This window comes from Streptomyces tanashiensis (assembly GCF_014648895.1).
In the GTDB taxonomy this organism is placed as follows: domain Bacteria; phylum Actinomycetota; class Actinomycetes; order Streptomycetales; family Streptomycetaceae; genus Streptomyces; species Streptomyces tanashiensis.
Map to the genome: position 1 here is coordinate 527,135 of NZ_BMRZ01000001.1, position 15,629 is coordinate 542,763.

Annotated in this window: 12 protein-coding genes; 8 read left to right on the forward strand and 4 right to left on the reverse strand. The window is 72.0% G+C overall.

Annotated elements, in window-relative coordinates:
* Positions 1-16: 16 nt before the first annotated feature.
* The gene (locus IE237_RS02330; protein WP_189800083.1) at positions 17-1,189 is read right to left on the reverse strand and encodes a DUF4190 domain-containing protein; all 1,173 of its coding nucleotides are present in this window, start codon (positions 1,187-1,189) and stop codon (positions 17-19) included.
* 109 nt (positions 1,190-1,298) lie between these two features.
* The gene (locus IE237_RS02335) at positions 1,299-2,873 is read right to left on the reverse strand and encodes a S8 family peptidase (protein WP_189800084.1); all 1,575 of its coding nucleotides are present in this window, start codon (positions 2,871-2,873) and stop codon (positions 1,299-1,301) included.
* Between the two features lie 182 nt (positions 2,874-3,055).
* Here IE237_RS02335 and IE237_RS02340 point away from each other — a divergent pair, with 182 nt between their 5' ends.
* The gene (locus IE237_RS02340; RefSeq protein ID WP_189800085.1) at positions 3,056-4,168 is read left to right on the forward strand and encodes a threonine synthase; all 1,113 of its coding nucleotides are present in this window, start codon (positions 3,056-3,058) and stop codon (positions 4,166-4,168) included.
* Positions 4,169-4,271: 103 nt separating this feature from the next.
* Entirely contained in the window at positions 4,272-4,964 is a 693-nt protein-coding gene (locus tag IE237_RS02345; protein WP_189800086.1) for a DUF6000 family protein, read from the forward strand.
* Between the two features lie 34 nt (positions 4,965-4,998).
* Here the strand turns inward: IE237_RS02345 and IE237_RS02350 are convergent, their stop codons facing one another.
* Entirely contained in the window at positions 4,999-5,775 is a 777-nt protein-coding gene (locus tag IE237_RS02350) for a DUF4232 domain-containing protein (protein WP_189800087.1), read from the reverse strand.
* 129 nt (positions 5,776-5,904) lie between these two features.
* On the reverse strand, positions 5,905-8,550 hold the full coding sequence (locus IE237_RS02355; RefSeq protein WP_189800088.1) for an AfsR/SARP family transcriptional regulator: 2,646 nt from the start codon (positions 8,548-8,550) through the stop codon (positions 5,905-5,907).
* 349 nt (positions 8,551-8,899) lie between these two features.
* Between IE237_RS02355 and IE237_RS02360 the strand changes: the two genes are divergently transcribed.
* From IE237_RS02360 to IE237_RS02385, 6 genes are all read left to right on the forward strand, one after another.
* Positions 8,900-9,286 carry a CPCC family cysteine-rich protein gene (locus tag IE237_RS02360; protein ID WP_189800089.1) on the forward strand — a complete coding sequence of 129 codons (387 nt, stop codon included), beginning with the start codon at positions 8,900-8,902 and terminating at the stop codon, positions 9,284-9,286.
* 238 nt (positions 9,287-9,524) lie between these two features.
* Positions 9,525-9,656, forward strand: coding sequence for a hypothetical protein (locus IE237_RS41270; RefSeq protein ID WP_268253667.1), 132 nt, complete (start codon positions 9,525-9,527; stop codon positions 9,654-9,656).
* Between the two features lie 439 nt (positions 9,657-10,095).
* Positions 10,096-11,349: a helix-turn-helix domain-containing protein gene (locus tag IE237_RS02370; protein WP_189800090.1), complete on the forward strand. Its 1,254-nt coding sequence runs from the start codon at positions 10,096-10,098 to the stop codon at positions 11,347-11,349.
* Between the two features lie 256 nt (positions 11,350-11,605).
* Positions 11,606-12,397 carry a toll/interleukin-1 receptor domain-containing protein gene (locus IE237_RS02375; RefSeq protein ID WP_189800091.1) on the forward strand — a complete coding sequence of 264 codons (792 nt, stop codon included), beginning with the start codon at positions 11,606-11,608 and terminating at the stop codon, positions 12,395-12,397.
* On the forward strand, positions 12,394-14,427 hold the full coding sequence (locus IE237_RS02380) for a hypothetical protein (RefSeq protein ID WP_189800092.1): 2,034 nt from the start codon (positions 12,394-12,396) through the stop codon (positions 14,425-14,427). The genes IE237_RS02375 and IE237_RS02380 overlap by 4 nt, the downstream gene beginning before the upstream one ends.
* On the forward strand, positions 14,424-15,614 hold the full coding sequence (locus tag IE237_RS02385) for a hypothetical protein (RefSeq protein WP_189800093.1): 1,191 nt from the start codon (positions 14,424-14,426) through the stop codon (positions 15,612-15,614). Before IE237_RS02380 ends, IE237_RS02385 begins: the two co-directional genes overlap by 4 nt.
* Positions 15,615-15,629 lie beyond the last annotated feature (15 nt).

A 15,629-nucleotide genomic window follows, 5' to 3' on the forward strand; every position in this document is an offset into this window, starting at 1 on the left:
GTACGGTCCGGCCTGCTCAGGCCTGGGTGCCCTCGCCCGCCGGCGGCGTGCCCGTCAGGCCGAGCGCGCGCCGGGCGTCCGCGCCGAGATCCTCGGGAAGGGCGTCCCAGGCCCCGTCGTACGCCTCCCAGTAGGCGTCCGCGTCGGCCGCCGCGGCCAGCTCGCGCCAGCGCGCGGAGGCCGTGGAGAGCTCCTTGCGGAGCGCGGCGACCGGGGCCGTGGATTCGCCGGGCCAGGAGTGCTGCCCCAGCCCCGCGTGCGCGGCGTCGATCGCCTCCAGAAGCTCCCCGGCCCATGCCTTGTTGGCGGCGAAGTCCTCGTCCGGGTCGTCCTCCGGCTCCCGGTAGGTGACCGTCTCGATCGGGTTCACGGCCGTCAGGAAGAAGCTCTGGTCGAGGGTCAGGGTGGACTTGTCGGAGCGCACCGAACCCGAGAAGGGCTTCTTCTCGGCGGCGAACGCGCAGGTCACCGTCCGGTCGCCGAGCCGCCAGCTCTTGCCGCTGGGCAGGTAGTAGTAGATCCAGACGTCCTTCGGGATCGCCCAGGTGTCCATCGCGTAGGCCGTGTTGATCGTCTCGCAGCGCTTCTGGGCGAGGTCGTCGACGGTGTCCTCGCCGGGCCACTTGTCGAAGCCGGTCACCTTGAAGCCGCCGGTGACCTCCCCGTCGTGCGGGCGGGCGCAGTCGACGATGGTGACGTCCGTCGTGTACTCCTCCAGCCCGCTCTCGTCGGTGAAGCACTGTCCGGTGCGCAGCGAGAACGGCGACGTGGAGCGGGAGGCCTCGTCCACGCCCTCCTGGAAGCCGTTCCACGCCGAGCCGATGCCGCCGGTCGCGAGGCCGACGACGAGCAGCAGGCAGCTGAGGGCGGAGAGCGTGATCCCGGCGATCGCGAGCCCCTTGCCCGCCTGCTCATTCTTCCTGATCTGCGGCAGGGCGACGAGGCCGAGGATCAGGCCGAGGGGCGGGAGGCAGCACACGATGCCGGAGACGAGGGAGCCGATGGCGAGGCCGTTGGTGGAGCGGCGCGGCGGCTGCCCGTACGGGACGGCTCCGGGCATGCCCGGCTGTCCGTACGGCGTGTAGGGCATCCCCGGGGAGGTGTACGGGCCCGGGGCGGGCCATCCCCCGGGCTGCGGCGGGCCGCCTGCGGGCGGCGGGGTCGGCTGGCTCGGCTGGCTCGGCTCCACGGGTGCGTGCTCCTGTTGCGCGGCGGGCGATGCGAACAAACGCTCGGTCGCGCATCGTACGGAGGGGGCGGCCGCCCGCAGGCGACCGCCCCCCTGTTTCAGCCGTGGATCAGAACTGCAGGGCCCAGGAGTCGATCTTCCCGGTGTCGACGTTCGCGTTGTCCGTGACGCGCAGCTTCCACGTGCCGTTGGCGACCTCCGAGGAGGCGTTCACGGTGTACGTGGTGTTGATGTTGTCCGTGCTGCCGCCGGTGCCGAAGGCCTTCAGCGTGTACGCCGAGCCGTCGGGGGCGATCAGCTGGACCTGGAGGTCACCGATGTAGGTGTGGACGATGTTCACCGGCACCTGGAGGGCGGCGGGCGCGTTGCCCGTGACGCCGCTGACGGTGACGGGGGACTCGACGGTCGCGTTGTCGTTGATCGCGTAGTCCGCGGTGTTCTCGAACTTCGGGCCGGTGGGCGGCGTGGTGGTGCCGCCGCCGACGTACAGCAGCCTGTTCGGGGAGCCGCTGCCGGGGCTGGTGACGACGTTCGGCGTGGCGGCGTTCACGAGGGCCGTGGAGACCTGCGCCGGGGTCGCCGTCGGGTTGGCCGCCAGGTAGAGCGCCGCGGCGCCGGCGACGTGCGGGGTCGCCATCGACGTACCGGAGATGGTGTTGGTGGCGGAGTCGCTGGTGTTCCAGGACGAGGTGATGGAGGAGCCCGGTCCGAAGAGGTCGAGGCCGCTGCCGTAGTTGGAGTAGCTGGCCCTGGCGTCGCTCGACGTGGTGGCGCCGACCGTGATGGCCTCGGCCACGCGCGCGGGTGAGTGGTTGGCGGCGTTGTCGGTCTCGTTGCCCGCGGCGACCGCGTAGGTCACGCCGGAGGCGATCGAGTTGCGGACGGCCTGGTCGAGGACGCTGTCGACGCCGCCGCCGAGGCTCATGTTGGCGACGGCCGGCTTGACGGCGTTCTGCGTCACCCAGTCGATCCCCGCGACGACCTGCTCGGTCGTGCCGGAGCCGGAGTCGTCGAGCACGCGGACGCCGACGATCTTCGCCTTCTTGGCGACGCCGTACGAGTTGCCCGCGACGGTGCCGGCGACGTGGGTGCCGTGGCCGTGGCCGTCCTGGGCGGTGTTGTCGTTGTCGATGGCGTCGTAGCCGTAGGAGGCGCGGCCGCCGAAGTCGCTGTGGGTGATGCGGACGCCGGTGTCGATGATGTACGCCGTGACGCCCTGGCCCGCGGTGTCCGGGTAGGTGTAGCTCTGGTTCAGCGGAAGGGCCTTCTGGTCGATCCGGTCCAGGCCCCAGGAGGGCGGCGAGGGCTGGGTGCCGTCGACGTGGAAGACGCGGTTCTGGACGACGGACCTGACCGCCGGGTCGGCCGCGAGCCTGCGCGCCTGCGCCTCGGAGACCTCGACGGAGTAGCCGTTGATCGCCGAGGTGAACGTCCGCTTGATCTTCGCGCCGAACCGGGCGGCGACGGCTCGGCCCGCGGCGGTCTCCGCCTGGGCGGACTCGTCGAGGGTGACGATGTAGCTGCCCGGGACGGTGCCCTCGGCCCCGGCGTTCTCGATGACGCCTTCGGGGGCTGCCGGTGCGGCGGCCGCCGGGAGGGCGGTGAGGGAGCCGAGGGCGAGGGCGGCGACGGCGATGGCCGCGGCGGTGGCCGTACGGCGACGCGGTGCACGCATCACTGACATGTGGGGGTCCTCCTCGTGGGGGTAAGGCAGGAACACGACACGATTGCGACATGGACATGTCAATACGTCACGGGAGGCCCGCGCCGTCTCGCACGTCCGGCTGCCGAGCGAAAGATTGACTGATCCATAGGAATCCCACAAGGGCTCGCACACGTGCGCAACACCCGTGCCACACAGCTGACATGCTGCCCCTCATGACCGTCTACGAGTGCCCCGAATGCCGCATCCAGTCCCCCGTCGACGCCCTCACCTGGTGTTGCCCGAAGTGCCGCGGCCCCTGGGACCTCGCGTTCGCCGGTGCGCCGGTCTCCCTCCCGTCACTCGCCTCACGTGTGAATTCATTGTGGCGTTACGCGGAGGCACTGCCTCCGGTCCCGCACGGGCCCGAGGTGAGCCTCGGCGAGGGCCGCACCCCGCTCGTCCGCCTCACCGACTCGGTCTCGGCCAAACTCGACTTCCTCATGCCGACCCTGTCCTTCAAGGACCGCGGCGCCGTGATGCTCGCCGCGCACGCCCGCCGCCTGCGACCCCGCACGGTCCTCGCCGACAGCAGCGGCAACGCCGGCACGGCGATCGCCGCGTACGGCGCGCGGGCCGGGCTCGACTGCGTCGTGTACGTCCCCGAGGGCACGTCCCCGAAGAAGCTGGAGCAGATCCGGGCGCACGGGGCCCGCATCGTCGAGGTGCCCGGCGACCGCGAGGCGACGGCCCGGGCGGCCCGCGAGGCCGCCGACGAACCGGGCGTCTTCTACGCCTCGCACGTGTACAACCCGTACTTCCTGCACGGCACCAAGACCTACGTCTACGAGCTGTGGGAGGAGCTCGGCGGACGCCTCCCGGACACGATCGTCGTCCCCGTCGGCAACGGCACCCTGCTCCTCGGCGCCGCCCTCGCCGTCGAGGAGCTGTACGGCCACGGCCTGGTCGACACCCGGCCCGCGCTCGTCGCCGTCCAGGCGGAGGCCGTGTCCCCCCTGGCCGAGGCCTTCCACGCGGGCGCGGAGGACCTCACGGGCCCGGCCGCCGCGCGCCCCACCCTCGCCGAGGGCATCGCGATCCCGGCCCCGCCCCGCGCCCGCCAGATCCTGCGGGCGGTCCGCGCGACCGGCGGCACGTTCCTGACGGTGACGGAGGACCAGATCCGCGCCGCACAAAGGGATCTGGCCGGTCGCGGCCTCTTCGTCGAGTCGACCGGCGTGGCCTGCTGGGCGGCGGTCGGCGCGACCCCGCCCCGCCCCGGGCTCACCGTGGTGCCGCTCTGCGGCGCGGGGGTGAAGACCGGCCTGGCGCCGTGAGGCCCGGGCCGGACCGCCCCCGGACGGGGCGGTGGCCTGACGAGCGTTCGGGGGCTACGAAAACACCTGGTCGCGCCGGGACGTTCCCCGGCAGACTGCGCCCATGAGCAGCAGCCGAGAGGTGACCGGGATCGAGGCCCACGTGGCGGGCGCCACCGGCCGGGTCGCCCTGCGGGACCCCCGGGACAGCGGGTACGGCCATGTCGTGGAGCGGTACGTGAGCACGAAGCGCCACGGCCGGCCGCGCTACATGGAGCTGCTCGGAGGCCGGTACCTGAACCCCGACCAGCCGCCGCCCCGCGGCTTCGTCCGCGGGATCGTCGAGGACGCGGCGGCCGTCACGGACGAGGAACTGGACGCCCTGCTCGCCTACGAGTGGCGGTCACGGTACACGGCGGCCTGGCTGATCGGCGTGGACCGGCGGGCCCGGTTCCGTGAGCGGCTCGGCGAACTGCTCCTGGCCAGCGAGGTCTGCTACGCGGGCGGGGCCTACTGCTTCGCCCTCGCCCGGCTCGGCACCCGCGCCGACGCGGAGCTCCTCGCCGCCTACCTGGACCGCTACCTGCCCCGTACCGACCTCAGGTACGACCAGCCCGAGGCCCTCGGCGCCCTGCTGCGGCTCGACGCCGGCCTGGGAAGCTCGTACGCCGAGCGGTTCCTCGTCCCGGACGGCCTCTGGGACACCTGGGTCGGCGCCCTCCCCTGGCTGCGCGACGACCCCGGGTTCACCCCGGAGAGGCAGCGGTGGTGGAGCGACCTCCGGTGCGACTTCGCGGACGGCTGGACCCGTCCCTGACACCGCACCGGGGGCGCTCACGCCCTCGCGCGGATCAGAACTCGTCGGCGCCGTTGCGGAGCTCGTACGTCCAGTAGCCCGTCTTCGCGGCGGCCTCGTCGACGGCGAGGCCGCCGGCGGGGGCCTTCACGACGATGCTGCCCTCGGCCGGACCCTGGGGGGCGAAGAGGTTCACGTTGAACTCCTTCACGACCTTGTTGTCCTCGTGGGCGCCCCCGAGCGCGACCCGGACGTTCGCGTAGGCGGGCTCGCCGGCCTTCAGGACGACCAGCTTCGCCGGCTTGCTCTTCGCGACGGCCGGGATGTCCTTGGCGGTCTGGATCGGGCCGAAGGCGATGAGCGGGTACTCCAGCAGGGTGCACGAGCGGCCGGAGGTGTTGGTGGCGGTGAGGACGATGTGCTCGGTCGGGACCTCGTCCGCCTTCGCCGCCGTCACCTTGATGTCACCGTAGGCACAGGCCGGGGCCTTGGCGGAGCTGTTCTGGCCGGTGGAGCCGGTGGAACCGGTGGAACCGGTCTTGGATCCGCCGGTGGAGCCGGTGGAACCACCGGCCGTGGAGCCGCCCGTGGCCGAGCCGCCGGAGGTCGAACCGCCCGTGGAGCTCGAGCCGCTCTTCGCGGACGTCTGGTCCGCCGTACCGCCGCCGGCCGTGCCGTTGTCACCCGTGCCGGCCGAGGTCTGCGCGGAGCTCGCGCTTCCCGCGTCCTTGGCGCCCGAGGCGCCGTCCCCGCCGCCGCAGGCGGTCAGGCCCAGCGAGAGGGCGGCGATGGCGGCGGCGGCCAGGACGGTGTGCTTGCGGTGGTTGCGCATGGTGGTTCTCCCCCGTTGACGCGGTCGGTCGGGGCGCACGCTCGGTGCCTGCGCCTCGTGGCACCGGCCTGTTCTCCCCGGTGCTGCATCCAGCTTCCCGTTCGGCGCTGCCGTCCCGCTTGCGTACCGCTAACGATCCGCTGTCAGCCGCGAGAGGTGCGCCGCCGCCCGCGCCGAACCCTCGGTGAAACCGGCCGCGTCGGCCGCGACGATCGCACGTTCCAGCTGGTCGGCGGCCTCTTCGAGACGGCCGATACCGGCCAGCGCCTCGCCCAGGGTGATCTGCAGCGAGGCCCGGATGACCACCGCGTCGGGCGCGACCAGTTCCCCGGCGCGAAGGGTGTGCGCGAGCGCCGCCTCGTACTCCTCCGCCTTCAGACAGTGGCCCGCCAGGTGCTGGAGGGTCAGCACCTGGGTGGACGGGTGGCCGATGCGGTCGGCGAGCGAGACGGCGTGCAGCATGAGCAGCCCGGCCCGCTCGTGCTCCCCGGTCGCGTCCAGGACGGCGGCGTAGTTGACGTAGGCGATCGCCTCGCTGATCGCGTCGCCCGCGCGGGCCGCCAGACCGGGCGCCTTCTCCAGGTGGACCAGCGCCTCGGCGTCCCGGCCCTCCTCGTGCAGGATCCAGCCGAGCAGGGCACAGGTGCGTGACTGGGCGTCGAGGTCGCCGATCGCCTCGGCCGAGGCGAGCCCGGCCTCCAGGAGCGGAGTCCAGCCGTCCCCGATCCGCATGAGCATCAGCGGCCACTGCACGAGCGCCAGCCGCCAGGCCCGGTCGTGCAACCCGAGGGCGGCCGCGGCGGCGACCGCTCCCTCCAGGGCGGGCCGCTCGGCCACGTACCAGTCGAGCGCCGCCGTACGGTCCTCGAACTCCCTCGTCGCGGCGGGCCGTCGGGCGTCGGCGGGCAGCGAGTAGCAGGGCTGCGAGCCGGGCTCCGCGGCGGCGTCGGCCGCGAGGCCGGTGTACAGGTAGTGGTCGAGCAGCCGGGGCAGGCCCTCGGGGTCGGCCTGCGCGGCGACATGGCGGGCGTAGAGGCGCACCAGGTCGTGCGGCGTCCAGCGGCCGGGGACGGCCTCGGTGAGCAGGTGCGCGGCGGCGAGCCGGTCCAGGTCGGCGGAGGCCTGCCCCGGTGTCGTGCCGGCGAGCGCGCCCGCCGCGAACCGGTCCAGGTCGGAGCCGGTGTGCAGCCCGATCGCGCGGAACATCCGGGCGGCGGACTCCGGGAGCTGCTGCACGGTGAGGCGCAGCGCGGCGGAGACGCCCCGGTCCTCCACGTCGAGGAGTGCCAGCCTGCTCTGTTCGTCGGCGAGTTCGCCGACCATGGCGTCGAGCGTCCACTGCGGCCGCTCGGCCAGGCGGGCGGCCGTGACCCGGAGGGCGAGCGGCAGGCCGTCGCAGAGCCGGGCGAGCCGGGTGGCGGCGGCGGGTTCGGCGGCGACCCGGTCCTCGCCCAGCACGGTGGTGAGCAGGGCGGCCGAGGCGGCCGGCTGCAGGTGCCCGAGCGGCACGGGACGGGCGGCGTCGGAGGCGATCAGGCCGCCGAGCCGGTCGCGGCTGGTGACGAGCGTCGTGCAGGGGGCGCCGCCGGGCAGCAGCGGCCGGACCTGCTCGGAGGAGCGGGCGTTGTCGAGGACGACGAGCAGCCGGCGCCCGCCGGTCAGGGAGCGGAACAGCGCGCCGCGCGCGTCGACGGTCTCCGGGATCCGCTGCGGCGGGACACCGAGGGCCAGCAGGAACTCCCGCAGGACGGCGGCGGTCTCGGGCTCCGCGGTGTCGCTGAAGCCGCGCAGGTCGGCGAAGAGCCGCCCGTCGGGGAAGTCGGCGCGCCGCTCGTAGGCCCAGTGGACGGCGAACGCGGTCTTGCCCACGCCGGCGGGCCCGGTGACGAGGCAGACCGGGCCGTCCCCGGCGCGGGCGGCGCGGTCGAGCGCGGCGAGTTCGGCGCCGCGTCCGGTGAATCCGCGCGGGGCCCGCGGCAGACCCTCGGGCGCCGGGGCCTTGACCTCGACGGCGGGCCGGGGCACGGAGACGGGCTCGGCGGAACGCAGCAGCGTCGCGTACGCCTCGCTGAGGGTCTCCCCCGGGTCGACGCCCAGCTCCTCGGCGAGCAGCCGCCGGGTCCGGTGGTACCAGTCGATGGCGTCCGACTGGCGGCCGGAGCGGCCGAGCGCCAGCATCAGCGCGGCGGCCAGGGACTCGCGCAGCGGGTGGGCGACGGCCTCGGTACGGAGGACGGCGGCGGCCCTGCCGTGCTCGCCGAGCTGTCCGTACGCCTCCGCCAGCGCCTCCACCGACGCGAGGCGCATCTCCTCCAGGCCTCCGGCCGCGGCCTCCAGGGGCCTGCTGTGCACGGTCCCGGTGAGCGCGGGCCCCTGCCAGTACGACAGCGCCTCCCGCAGCATCCGCACCGCGTCGGCGGGCCGGCGCTGCACCCCGGCGAGCCCGACGAGCTCCTCGAAGCGGTGGGCGTCCACCAGCGACTCCGGCATCCGCAGCACGTACGCCGAACCCTGCGTGGCGAGCTCGACCCCGTACGCCTCGGCCCCGTGCTCGGCGAGCAGCGCCCGCAGCCGTGAGACGTGCCCCTGGAGGACGGTCTTGGCGTGCGTGGGCGGCTCCTCCTCCCACAGGGCGTCGATCAACTGGCCGACGTTCACGGCACTGTTGGGCCGCAGCAGGAGCATGGCGAGCAGACTGGACCGCTTGGCGGGCCCCAAGGCTACGTCCCTGTCCTCCGTCACCAGCGCAACGGAGCCGAGCAGCCGGAACTCCACCTGTATACCTCCGCGATCCCTCTCCCCCATTCCGAGGAATCGAGGATACGTGGGAGTAGCAAGTCACCCGCCGGGTGATCCCGCACCCCAGAACGAACAGGGCCGGACCCCGAGGCCCGGCCCTGCTCATCACTCTCGAACGTCAGACGTTGAAGCGGAATGTCTGCGGGCTGATCCTGACCTGCGACGGAGCCTCGCACAGGGCCCTGACCTGGGATTTCCTCGTTGGCATGCGTTGGCTCCCGACGGCCGTATACGGGTGTCCTGCGGACTGGCTGCGGACTGGCCGGGGGTCCCGAGGCAGAGAAATCCATGGCACAGGGGCGGGACCTGCAACGAAACTGCGCAGGTGAGCGACTCCTACCCCTGCCCGTGCTGCGGACACCGCGTGCTGAGCGCGATGCCCGGCTCGTACGAGATCTGCCCCGTCTGCTTCTGGGAGGACGACGGGGTCCAGTTCCGCTGGCCGGCCATGAGCGGCGGCGCGAACAAGGTCTCCCTGATCAAGGCCCAGCGGAACTACCAGGACTTCGGCGCCTGCGACGAGCACGGCCGACGCTTCGTGCGACCCTCAGCAGCCGGCGAGCCACTCGACTCCGCCTGGCGCCCCATCGATCTGGCGCGGGACTCCTTCGAGGACTGGGCGGCCGAGGGCCGCGCCCCCTGGCCCGAGGACCTCTCGGTGCTCTGCTGGTGGCTCCCCACTTTCTGGCGCCGGGACCACTCCGCGTCATGACCTCCCACATCGAGACACTCGTCCAGCAGCTAGACGGCAAGGCCGACGAGTCCTACGACGCCCGCGCGGAGCTGATCTGCATCGGCTCCGACGCCACCCCCGCCATCATCGACGGGCTCCCCTCCCTCGGCGGCTTCGGGCAGCTGACCGCCATCGAAGTCTTCGAAGAGGTGACGGACCCACGCTGCGGCCCCGCTCTGATCGCCCTCCTGCACAGCGACAACCCCACCGTCCGGGAATGGGCGGCGATGGCTCTGGCGAGCCGAAGATCGACGGCGCGGTCGAGCCCGTGCGCCGTGCCTATCGCGCCTGCCTGGAACGGGCGACGCCACCGGACTGGAGCGAGCCGGAAGGCATCCACTGGGCCTGACCGAACTCGGCGCCCGCACCCCCGTCGTCCCACCGCTTGCTGCTCACCTACGAGCCACCGCTGCGGGCAACGCCCCGACCTGGATCGGCCATACCGACCTGCACCTGCCGCTGGATCGACGAGCGCTGCGGCTTCGTGAACGGCCGCCCCCGCCCACAACCCTGTCATTCTCAATCACTTTGTCCCAGTCTCGCTCGACCTCGGTCGCCCCAAGGAACGAACGGGGAACGACGGGGAACGAAAGAGGCAACAGGCAACACCGCCGAACCCCGATTCCCCAGGCGCGCCTCATGCCAGACTCACTCTCGAACGCGAAGCGAGACGGAACCGTCACAGTAAGTGTTCACCGTCGAGTTTCATGTCGACCGGTGATCGTCGGATGACGGCTCCCCGCGAGGGCGGACGGCTCTCGCGGTCACTGTTCAAGGGGAGGGTGACGATGAGCACGACTTTACGTTTTGGACCGGAACTTCGTCGTTTACGACTAGAAGCAGGACTGACTCTGACCGAGTTCTCCGTGGCGCTCAACTACGACAAGGGGCACCTCAGCAAGGTCGAGCGCGGGGAGCGTTCCGCGTCCCCCGAACTGGCCCGGCGGTGCGACGCCTTCCTCGGCGCGAACGGCGCGCTGCAGCGCCTGGTCACCCGCCCCGAGACGGACTCGGACTCGGGCGCCGCCGAATCCCCCATGGGTCCGAGCCGCTGGCTCGTCGGGCGCCGGGAAGTCCTCTCGGCGGCCACAGGAGCGCTGATCGACCTCGGCCTGAAACTCGGCGGTCAGGCGGTGTCCTCCACCGACGATCCCCTCCTGCCCTCCTTCCGCATGCAGTTCGACCAATTGCGGCAGCTCGGCCAGTCCACCGCACCCAAGGTCCTGCTGCCCCTGCTGGCGACGCAGACCCGCATGATCACCGGGCTGGCCGCCGACGCCCGGTCCGCTCATCGGGCCCCCGCACTCTTGCTCGCCTCTCGGTTCGCGGAGTTCACCGGCTGGATGGCCCAGGAGGCCGGGGACATCGACGCGGCACTCGGCTGGACGGGCGAGGCCGCCGAACTGGCGCGCGCCGGAGGCGACCCGTACCTCGGTTCCTACGCACTGGTGCGACGCGCCCTGGTCACGATGTACGCAGGGGACGCCGCCGGCACCATCGCCCTGGCCCGCCGCGCCCAGAGCAGCGAGCTCCCACCGCGCATCCGGGGACTCGCGGCCCAACGGGAGGCCCAGGGACACGCACTCGTCGGCAACGAAGTCGACTGCCTCCGCAGCCTCGACAGGGCATGGGAACTGCTCGTCGGCGACGACGCCCGCAACGGTGCCGAGCCCGTGATCGGCACCTCCCATGTGAGCGATCCGGCAGCGATGTCGACTGGCTGGTGCCTGCACGACCTCGGCCGTCCCAAGGCCTCCGCCGAGGTACTCGACCGGGAGTACCTCCGCCTCCCGCCGCACGCGCTGCGCACCCGCGCCCGATACGGCTTCCGCAGGTCCCTGGCCCATGCCGCTTCCGGAGAGGTCGAGCACGCGTGCACGATCGCCGCAGAGCTGCTCGGCGTGATGCCGGCCGTTCCGTCGGCGACGGTGAATAGCGACATCCGGCGTCTCTCGCGGGAACTCTCCCGGTTCCGGAGCAACCGCGCCGTACGCGATCTGCAGCCCGCACTGGCACGCGTACTCGCCCCCGCGCAGGACTGACACACGTTTCACGACCGACACTGGCTCGAGCCGCCCGGCTCGCCGGATCCCCTGATCCCGTTCGGTCGAGACCTGCGGACCTTCTGATCCCCGCCCGATGCATCACACCGAGCAGCGCTCGCTTCCTTCAGGCTGCCCGCGGCCAGTGACCCGTCGGGCGGCGCACCCTCCTCCGTACGCCTCCGATGGCTGCGCCATGCCGCCACGAGGTCGTGCCCTCTCTCCGTCCTCCATTCCACTCATGAAGGGAATCGGCATGTCCGACGTCTTCATCAACTACCGCACAGGCGACGAGGAATCCGCCGCGACTCTGATCGCCCGGGAGCTCGTCCGGCGGTTCGGCCGCGATCACATCTTTTTCGCCAGCGATTCGATCGAGCTCGGACACCGCTTCCCGGCGGAACTGGACGGGGCGGCGGAGAAGTGCGACGCGCTCATCGCGGTGATCGGCCCGCGCTGGGCGGAGGTCCCAGGGCCCGACGGCCGCCCCGCCCTCGAAGCCGAGCAGGACTGGACCCGCCGCGAGATCCGGACCGCGCTCGACCGCGGAATCCTAGTCATCCCCGTGCTCGTAGGAAAGGCGACGCGGATCGACCGCGTCGTCCTCCCGAAAGACCTGCGTGAGCTGGCGGACTGCCAGTACAAGCGCTTCGACCACCGCAACAGCGACGCGGACCTGGCAGTGCTCGGCGACGCCCTGGCCCGGCAACTTCCCGAACTGCTCGAGGTGGACCGCGACGCCCCCGCGGCGCGGGACAGGGCGAAGTCGAAGTCCCGCAAGGGGTCGGCCAAGGACGCGGGACACTCCAGGATGCGGACGCGCGATGTCGAGCAGCGAGTGCGTGGCGGCATCGGAAACCTCAACGGCGACCTCGGTACGTTCGTCAACGAGCCGCAGGGGCCGGTGAACACCGGCCCGGGGCCCCAGTACAACGCCCCCCACTTCGAGGGCGACAACACAGGGGTCCAGTTCACCGCGGGCGACAACAGCAGCACGGTCCACCAGCGTTTCAAGCGCGAGCGCCGGCCCTCGGACGACCGACGATGACTGCACAGGACCGCGTCACCGTCAACGATGCGCGTGGCCCGGTGAACAACGGCACGGGACCCCAGTACGTCTTCTACGGCGCCCGAACCACCTGGAGGAACCGTAGAAGTGCGGAACCCCTGCGGATCGTCCGCGAGGACCGGTTGCACCTGGCCGACCGGTTCGCCCCGCCGGGGAACTACCGCGCTGCCGCCGACCGCCTAGAGAAACCCGGCTCGGTGGTGCTGCTCGACGCTCAGCCCGGCACCGGTCGTCGCGCCGCGGCGATCATGCTGCTACACGAGCTCGGTGAGGACTGCGAAACCCCCAGAGGAGACGTCCGGTTCGAGGAGCTTCCCACCCCGGACAAGCCCACGAGCAAGGACGAGGACAGGGACTGGGACGGAGATGGAGGCGGCGACGCAAGACCTGCTGCCCCCGGTGCGGGAGACCGCCTCCTCCTCGACCTCTCCCGGATGGCTGGCGAGGAGGAGTACGCCGGCGTCCAGCGCCACTTGGCCGGGCTCCGGTCACAGGTTCAGGAGGCCGGGGCCCACTTGGTCGTCGTCCTGCCCTCGGGCATGACACAAGCCCATCCGCCAGAGCTCGCACCGCACACGGTGACGCTGGAACGCCCCCGGGGCATCGCCGTCCTCACCCGGCACCTTCGGATGGACCGGATGCCCTTCCGCCCCGCGGACCTGGAGCGCCCCGGCCTCCGGCTTCTGTACGACCGCTCCCCCATGCGGGAACTGGCACGGCTGGCAAGCCTGGTGAAGACTGCTCGCGACAGCGGCCGGTTCGGCACCGCTTTCACAAACTGGCTCGACCAAGCCCTGTGTGCGGTGACCGACCGTGCCACCGAGGTGAGCCGGCGAGTGGCCACGGCATGCACCGCGCCCGAACGGGCCCTGCTGCTCGCCGCGGCGATGTTCGAGGAAGCGCATGCCGACACCGTCCACGAGGCATGGCGCAGCCTGCTGACAACGGTGGGGCACGAGGAAGAGGCGGCCACCGAGCTCGCGCGGATGGATTTCGGGCAGCGGTTGACGGCCCTCGGGATCGAGCGAGACCCGGACGGACGGCTCCGCTTCGAGCAACTTGCCTACGCCGACGCGGTACGAACGTACTTCTGGGCGAACTTCCCCGGGCTGCGCGACGAGCTCGCGGAATGGATCGGCGTGACCGCCGGGCTTCCCGGTCTGACCACCGACGACCAGGCGAACATCGTCGTCCGCTTCGGCGAGCGGTCTCTGGCCACCGGGCGGCCCGACGACCTCTTCGAGCTCGCGACTCTGTGGGCGAAGGGCGCAACCGGGGCCTCCAGCGACCCGCGCGCCGTAGCCGCCCTCGAACTCGGACTCAGTCACGAGGGGTTCGGGGGCTGGTTTCGCAGACGGATGTACGACTGCGTGAACTCCCCCTCCTTGTCGGACGGTGTCGTCCGCGCCCTGACCACCGTGTGCGTCCGGAGTCTCGCCTCCACCCATCCCGATCAGGCCGTGGTGCGGCTGCGGCACCTCGCCGTACGGGAGGGGGAGGCGGCCCGCGCGGCCGAAGAGGCACTCTTCGAGATCGTCCGCAGCGACCGCCGGCTGTACCGATTGCTGATCGACCGCCTGCGGGGCCCGGCACGCCGGGAGTCCCGGGCGGCTGAGCCCCCTCTTCGGCTCCTCACCGAGCTGTTGAGGAGCGATCGGGTACCTGACCCGCCACGGTGGCCGGACCTGTCCTTGGGCTGGGGGACGGTGTTCTCCCGGCCATCCACGAAACTCTGGGACCCCATGGTGAAGAGCTGGCTCGACACCGTGGCGGGCGACCGTACGCAGGAAATGGCGCTGGAGGTGATGGTCGGGGCCACGCACGGCCGCAAAACCGCCCTCCATCGCCTCTATGCCATCGCCTGCGACTGGGCGGGCACGGCACGCGACCCGGCCCGGACAGCCGTCGCCGGCCGCTTGTGGCAGCACATCGACCAGGCGCAGTACGCCCGCGCCGACCGTACGCGGCGTGCGGGCGACGGACCACGGACCACGGAAGAGGCACGATGAGACCCCGCTTTCCCAGCCTGCTGCTCGTCGCTCTCTGCGGCGTCGCACCGGCTGTGCTCGGCAACCTCCTGCACTGGTCGGCTTGGCTGTGGGGCTTCATGTCCATGGGCACGGCCTCGGGCTCCCTCCTGCTCGTGCTGACGTTCCTCGACGGTGGCCATCCAGAGGCCGATCCGTACGGGACCGAGGAGCCCGAGCCGCCCGCAGCGCCCACAGAGCAGCCGTACCAGGAGACGCGGGTGATCGACGCGGCGCTGCCGAGCGCCGTGGACGGCTACGACTTCCTCTTCTCCGCCACCGTGTGGTGGCGGCCTGTCCCCGACCACACCGGCCGGTCCAACAGCGCCTCCCCGGCCCTCGCCGTGTCCGCGGTCGTCAGCCGGGCCCTGGAGATCGTCCGTCGCGAGCAGCCGGACAGGGCGAGCGTCGCGCGGTTCCTCCTGGAGGGAGAGCTGAGCGTCCCGCTCCCCGACCGGAGCGGACGGGTGATGGCCTTGGCTGCCGACGCGACGCTGACGCTCGCCCCCGCTGACCGCGAGCGCCTGCGGAAATTGAGTGACCTGCGCAAGGACGAGGAGATCTGGGAGTACGAGCGCCAGCACGAGCGCAACAAGCGGCGCTACCTCGGTGACGACGTGCTCGAGAGCCCGGGCAGTGCGGTGGTCTGGTGGCTGGCCCGGCACGAGGACGAGATCGAGAAGGCGGTCGACATGATCGGACCGCTCGCGCAGATCGCCTCGGCCGCCAACAACGAGGAGGTGCCCGAACTCTTCCGTCATCTGCTCGTCCCGCCCGTGGACGCGCGGAGCGAAGCGACCGGCAGCGGACCGCTCTGGGGCGACCCTGACCCGGGAGCAGGGCCGTTCGACCGCGAGGCGGAGGTCGGGGCCGCCGATCGGCTGGTCCTGCTGCTCACGGCGGCGGGCGTTAAGCCGGACATGGACGAGTACACGGTGCTCGTGAACCGTTTCGTCATGAGCTTGGAGATGGCCGAGCTGTACGAGGCCGCCGACGAGATCAGACGGGCCCTCTTCCCGACGCCCGATCAGAGCGACGGCGCGGACGAGGGCGAGGGCCCGGACGCCGATACGGGCGAAGGCGACACGACGTCCCCGTACTTCTGGGACGCCTCCTACAAGCCACACCGGCCCACGGCGCCCCGCGCACCGAACGAGGACGAAAGCTGATCCGTCAAGCATTCA

Bases quoted from the DNA above. Each gene is read 5' to 3' on its own strand.
- IE237_RS02335 (WP_189800084.1), bottom strand. From the start codon at position 2,873: ATGTCAGTGATGCGTGCACCGCGTCGCCGTACGGCCACCGCCGCGGCC.
- IE237_RS02340 (WP_189800085.1), top strand. From the start codon at position 3,056: ATGCTGCCCCTCATGACCGTCTACGAGTGCCCCGAATGCCGCATCCAG.
- IE237_RS02345 (WP_189800086.1), top strand. From the start codon at position 4,272: ATGAGCAGCAGCCGAGAGGTGACCGGGATCGAGGCCCACGTGGCGGGC.
- IE237_RS02350 (WP_189800087.1), bottom strand. From the start codon at position 5,775: ATGCGCAACCACCGCAAGCACACCGTCCTGGCCGCCGCCGCCATCGCC.
- IE237_RS41270 (WP_268253667.1), top strand. From the start codon at position 9,525: ATGGGCGGCGATGGCTCTGGCGAGCCGAAGATCGACGGCGCGGTCGAG.
- IE237_RS02370 (WP_189800090.1), top strand. From the start codon at position 10,096: ATGAGCACGACTTTACGTTTTGGACCGGAACTTCGTCGTTTACGACTA.
- IE237_RS02375 (WP_189800091.1), top strand. From the start codon at position 11,606: ATGTCCGACGTCTTCATCAACTACCGCACAGGCGACGAGGAATCCGCC.
- IE237_RS02380 (WP_189800092.1), top strand. From the start codon at position 12,394: ATGACTGCACAGGACCGCGTCACCGTCAACGATGCGCGTGGCCCGGTG.
- IE237_RS02385 (WP_189800093.1), top strand. From the start codon at position 14,424: ATGAGACCCCGCTTTCCCAGCCTGCTGCTCGTCGCTCTCTGCGGCGTC.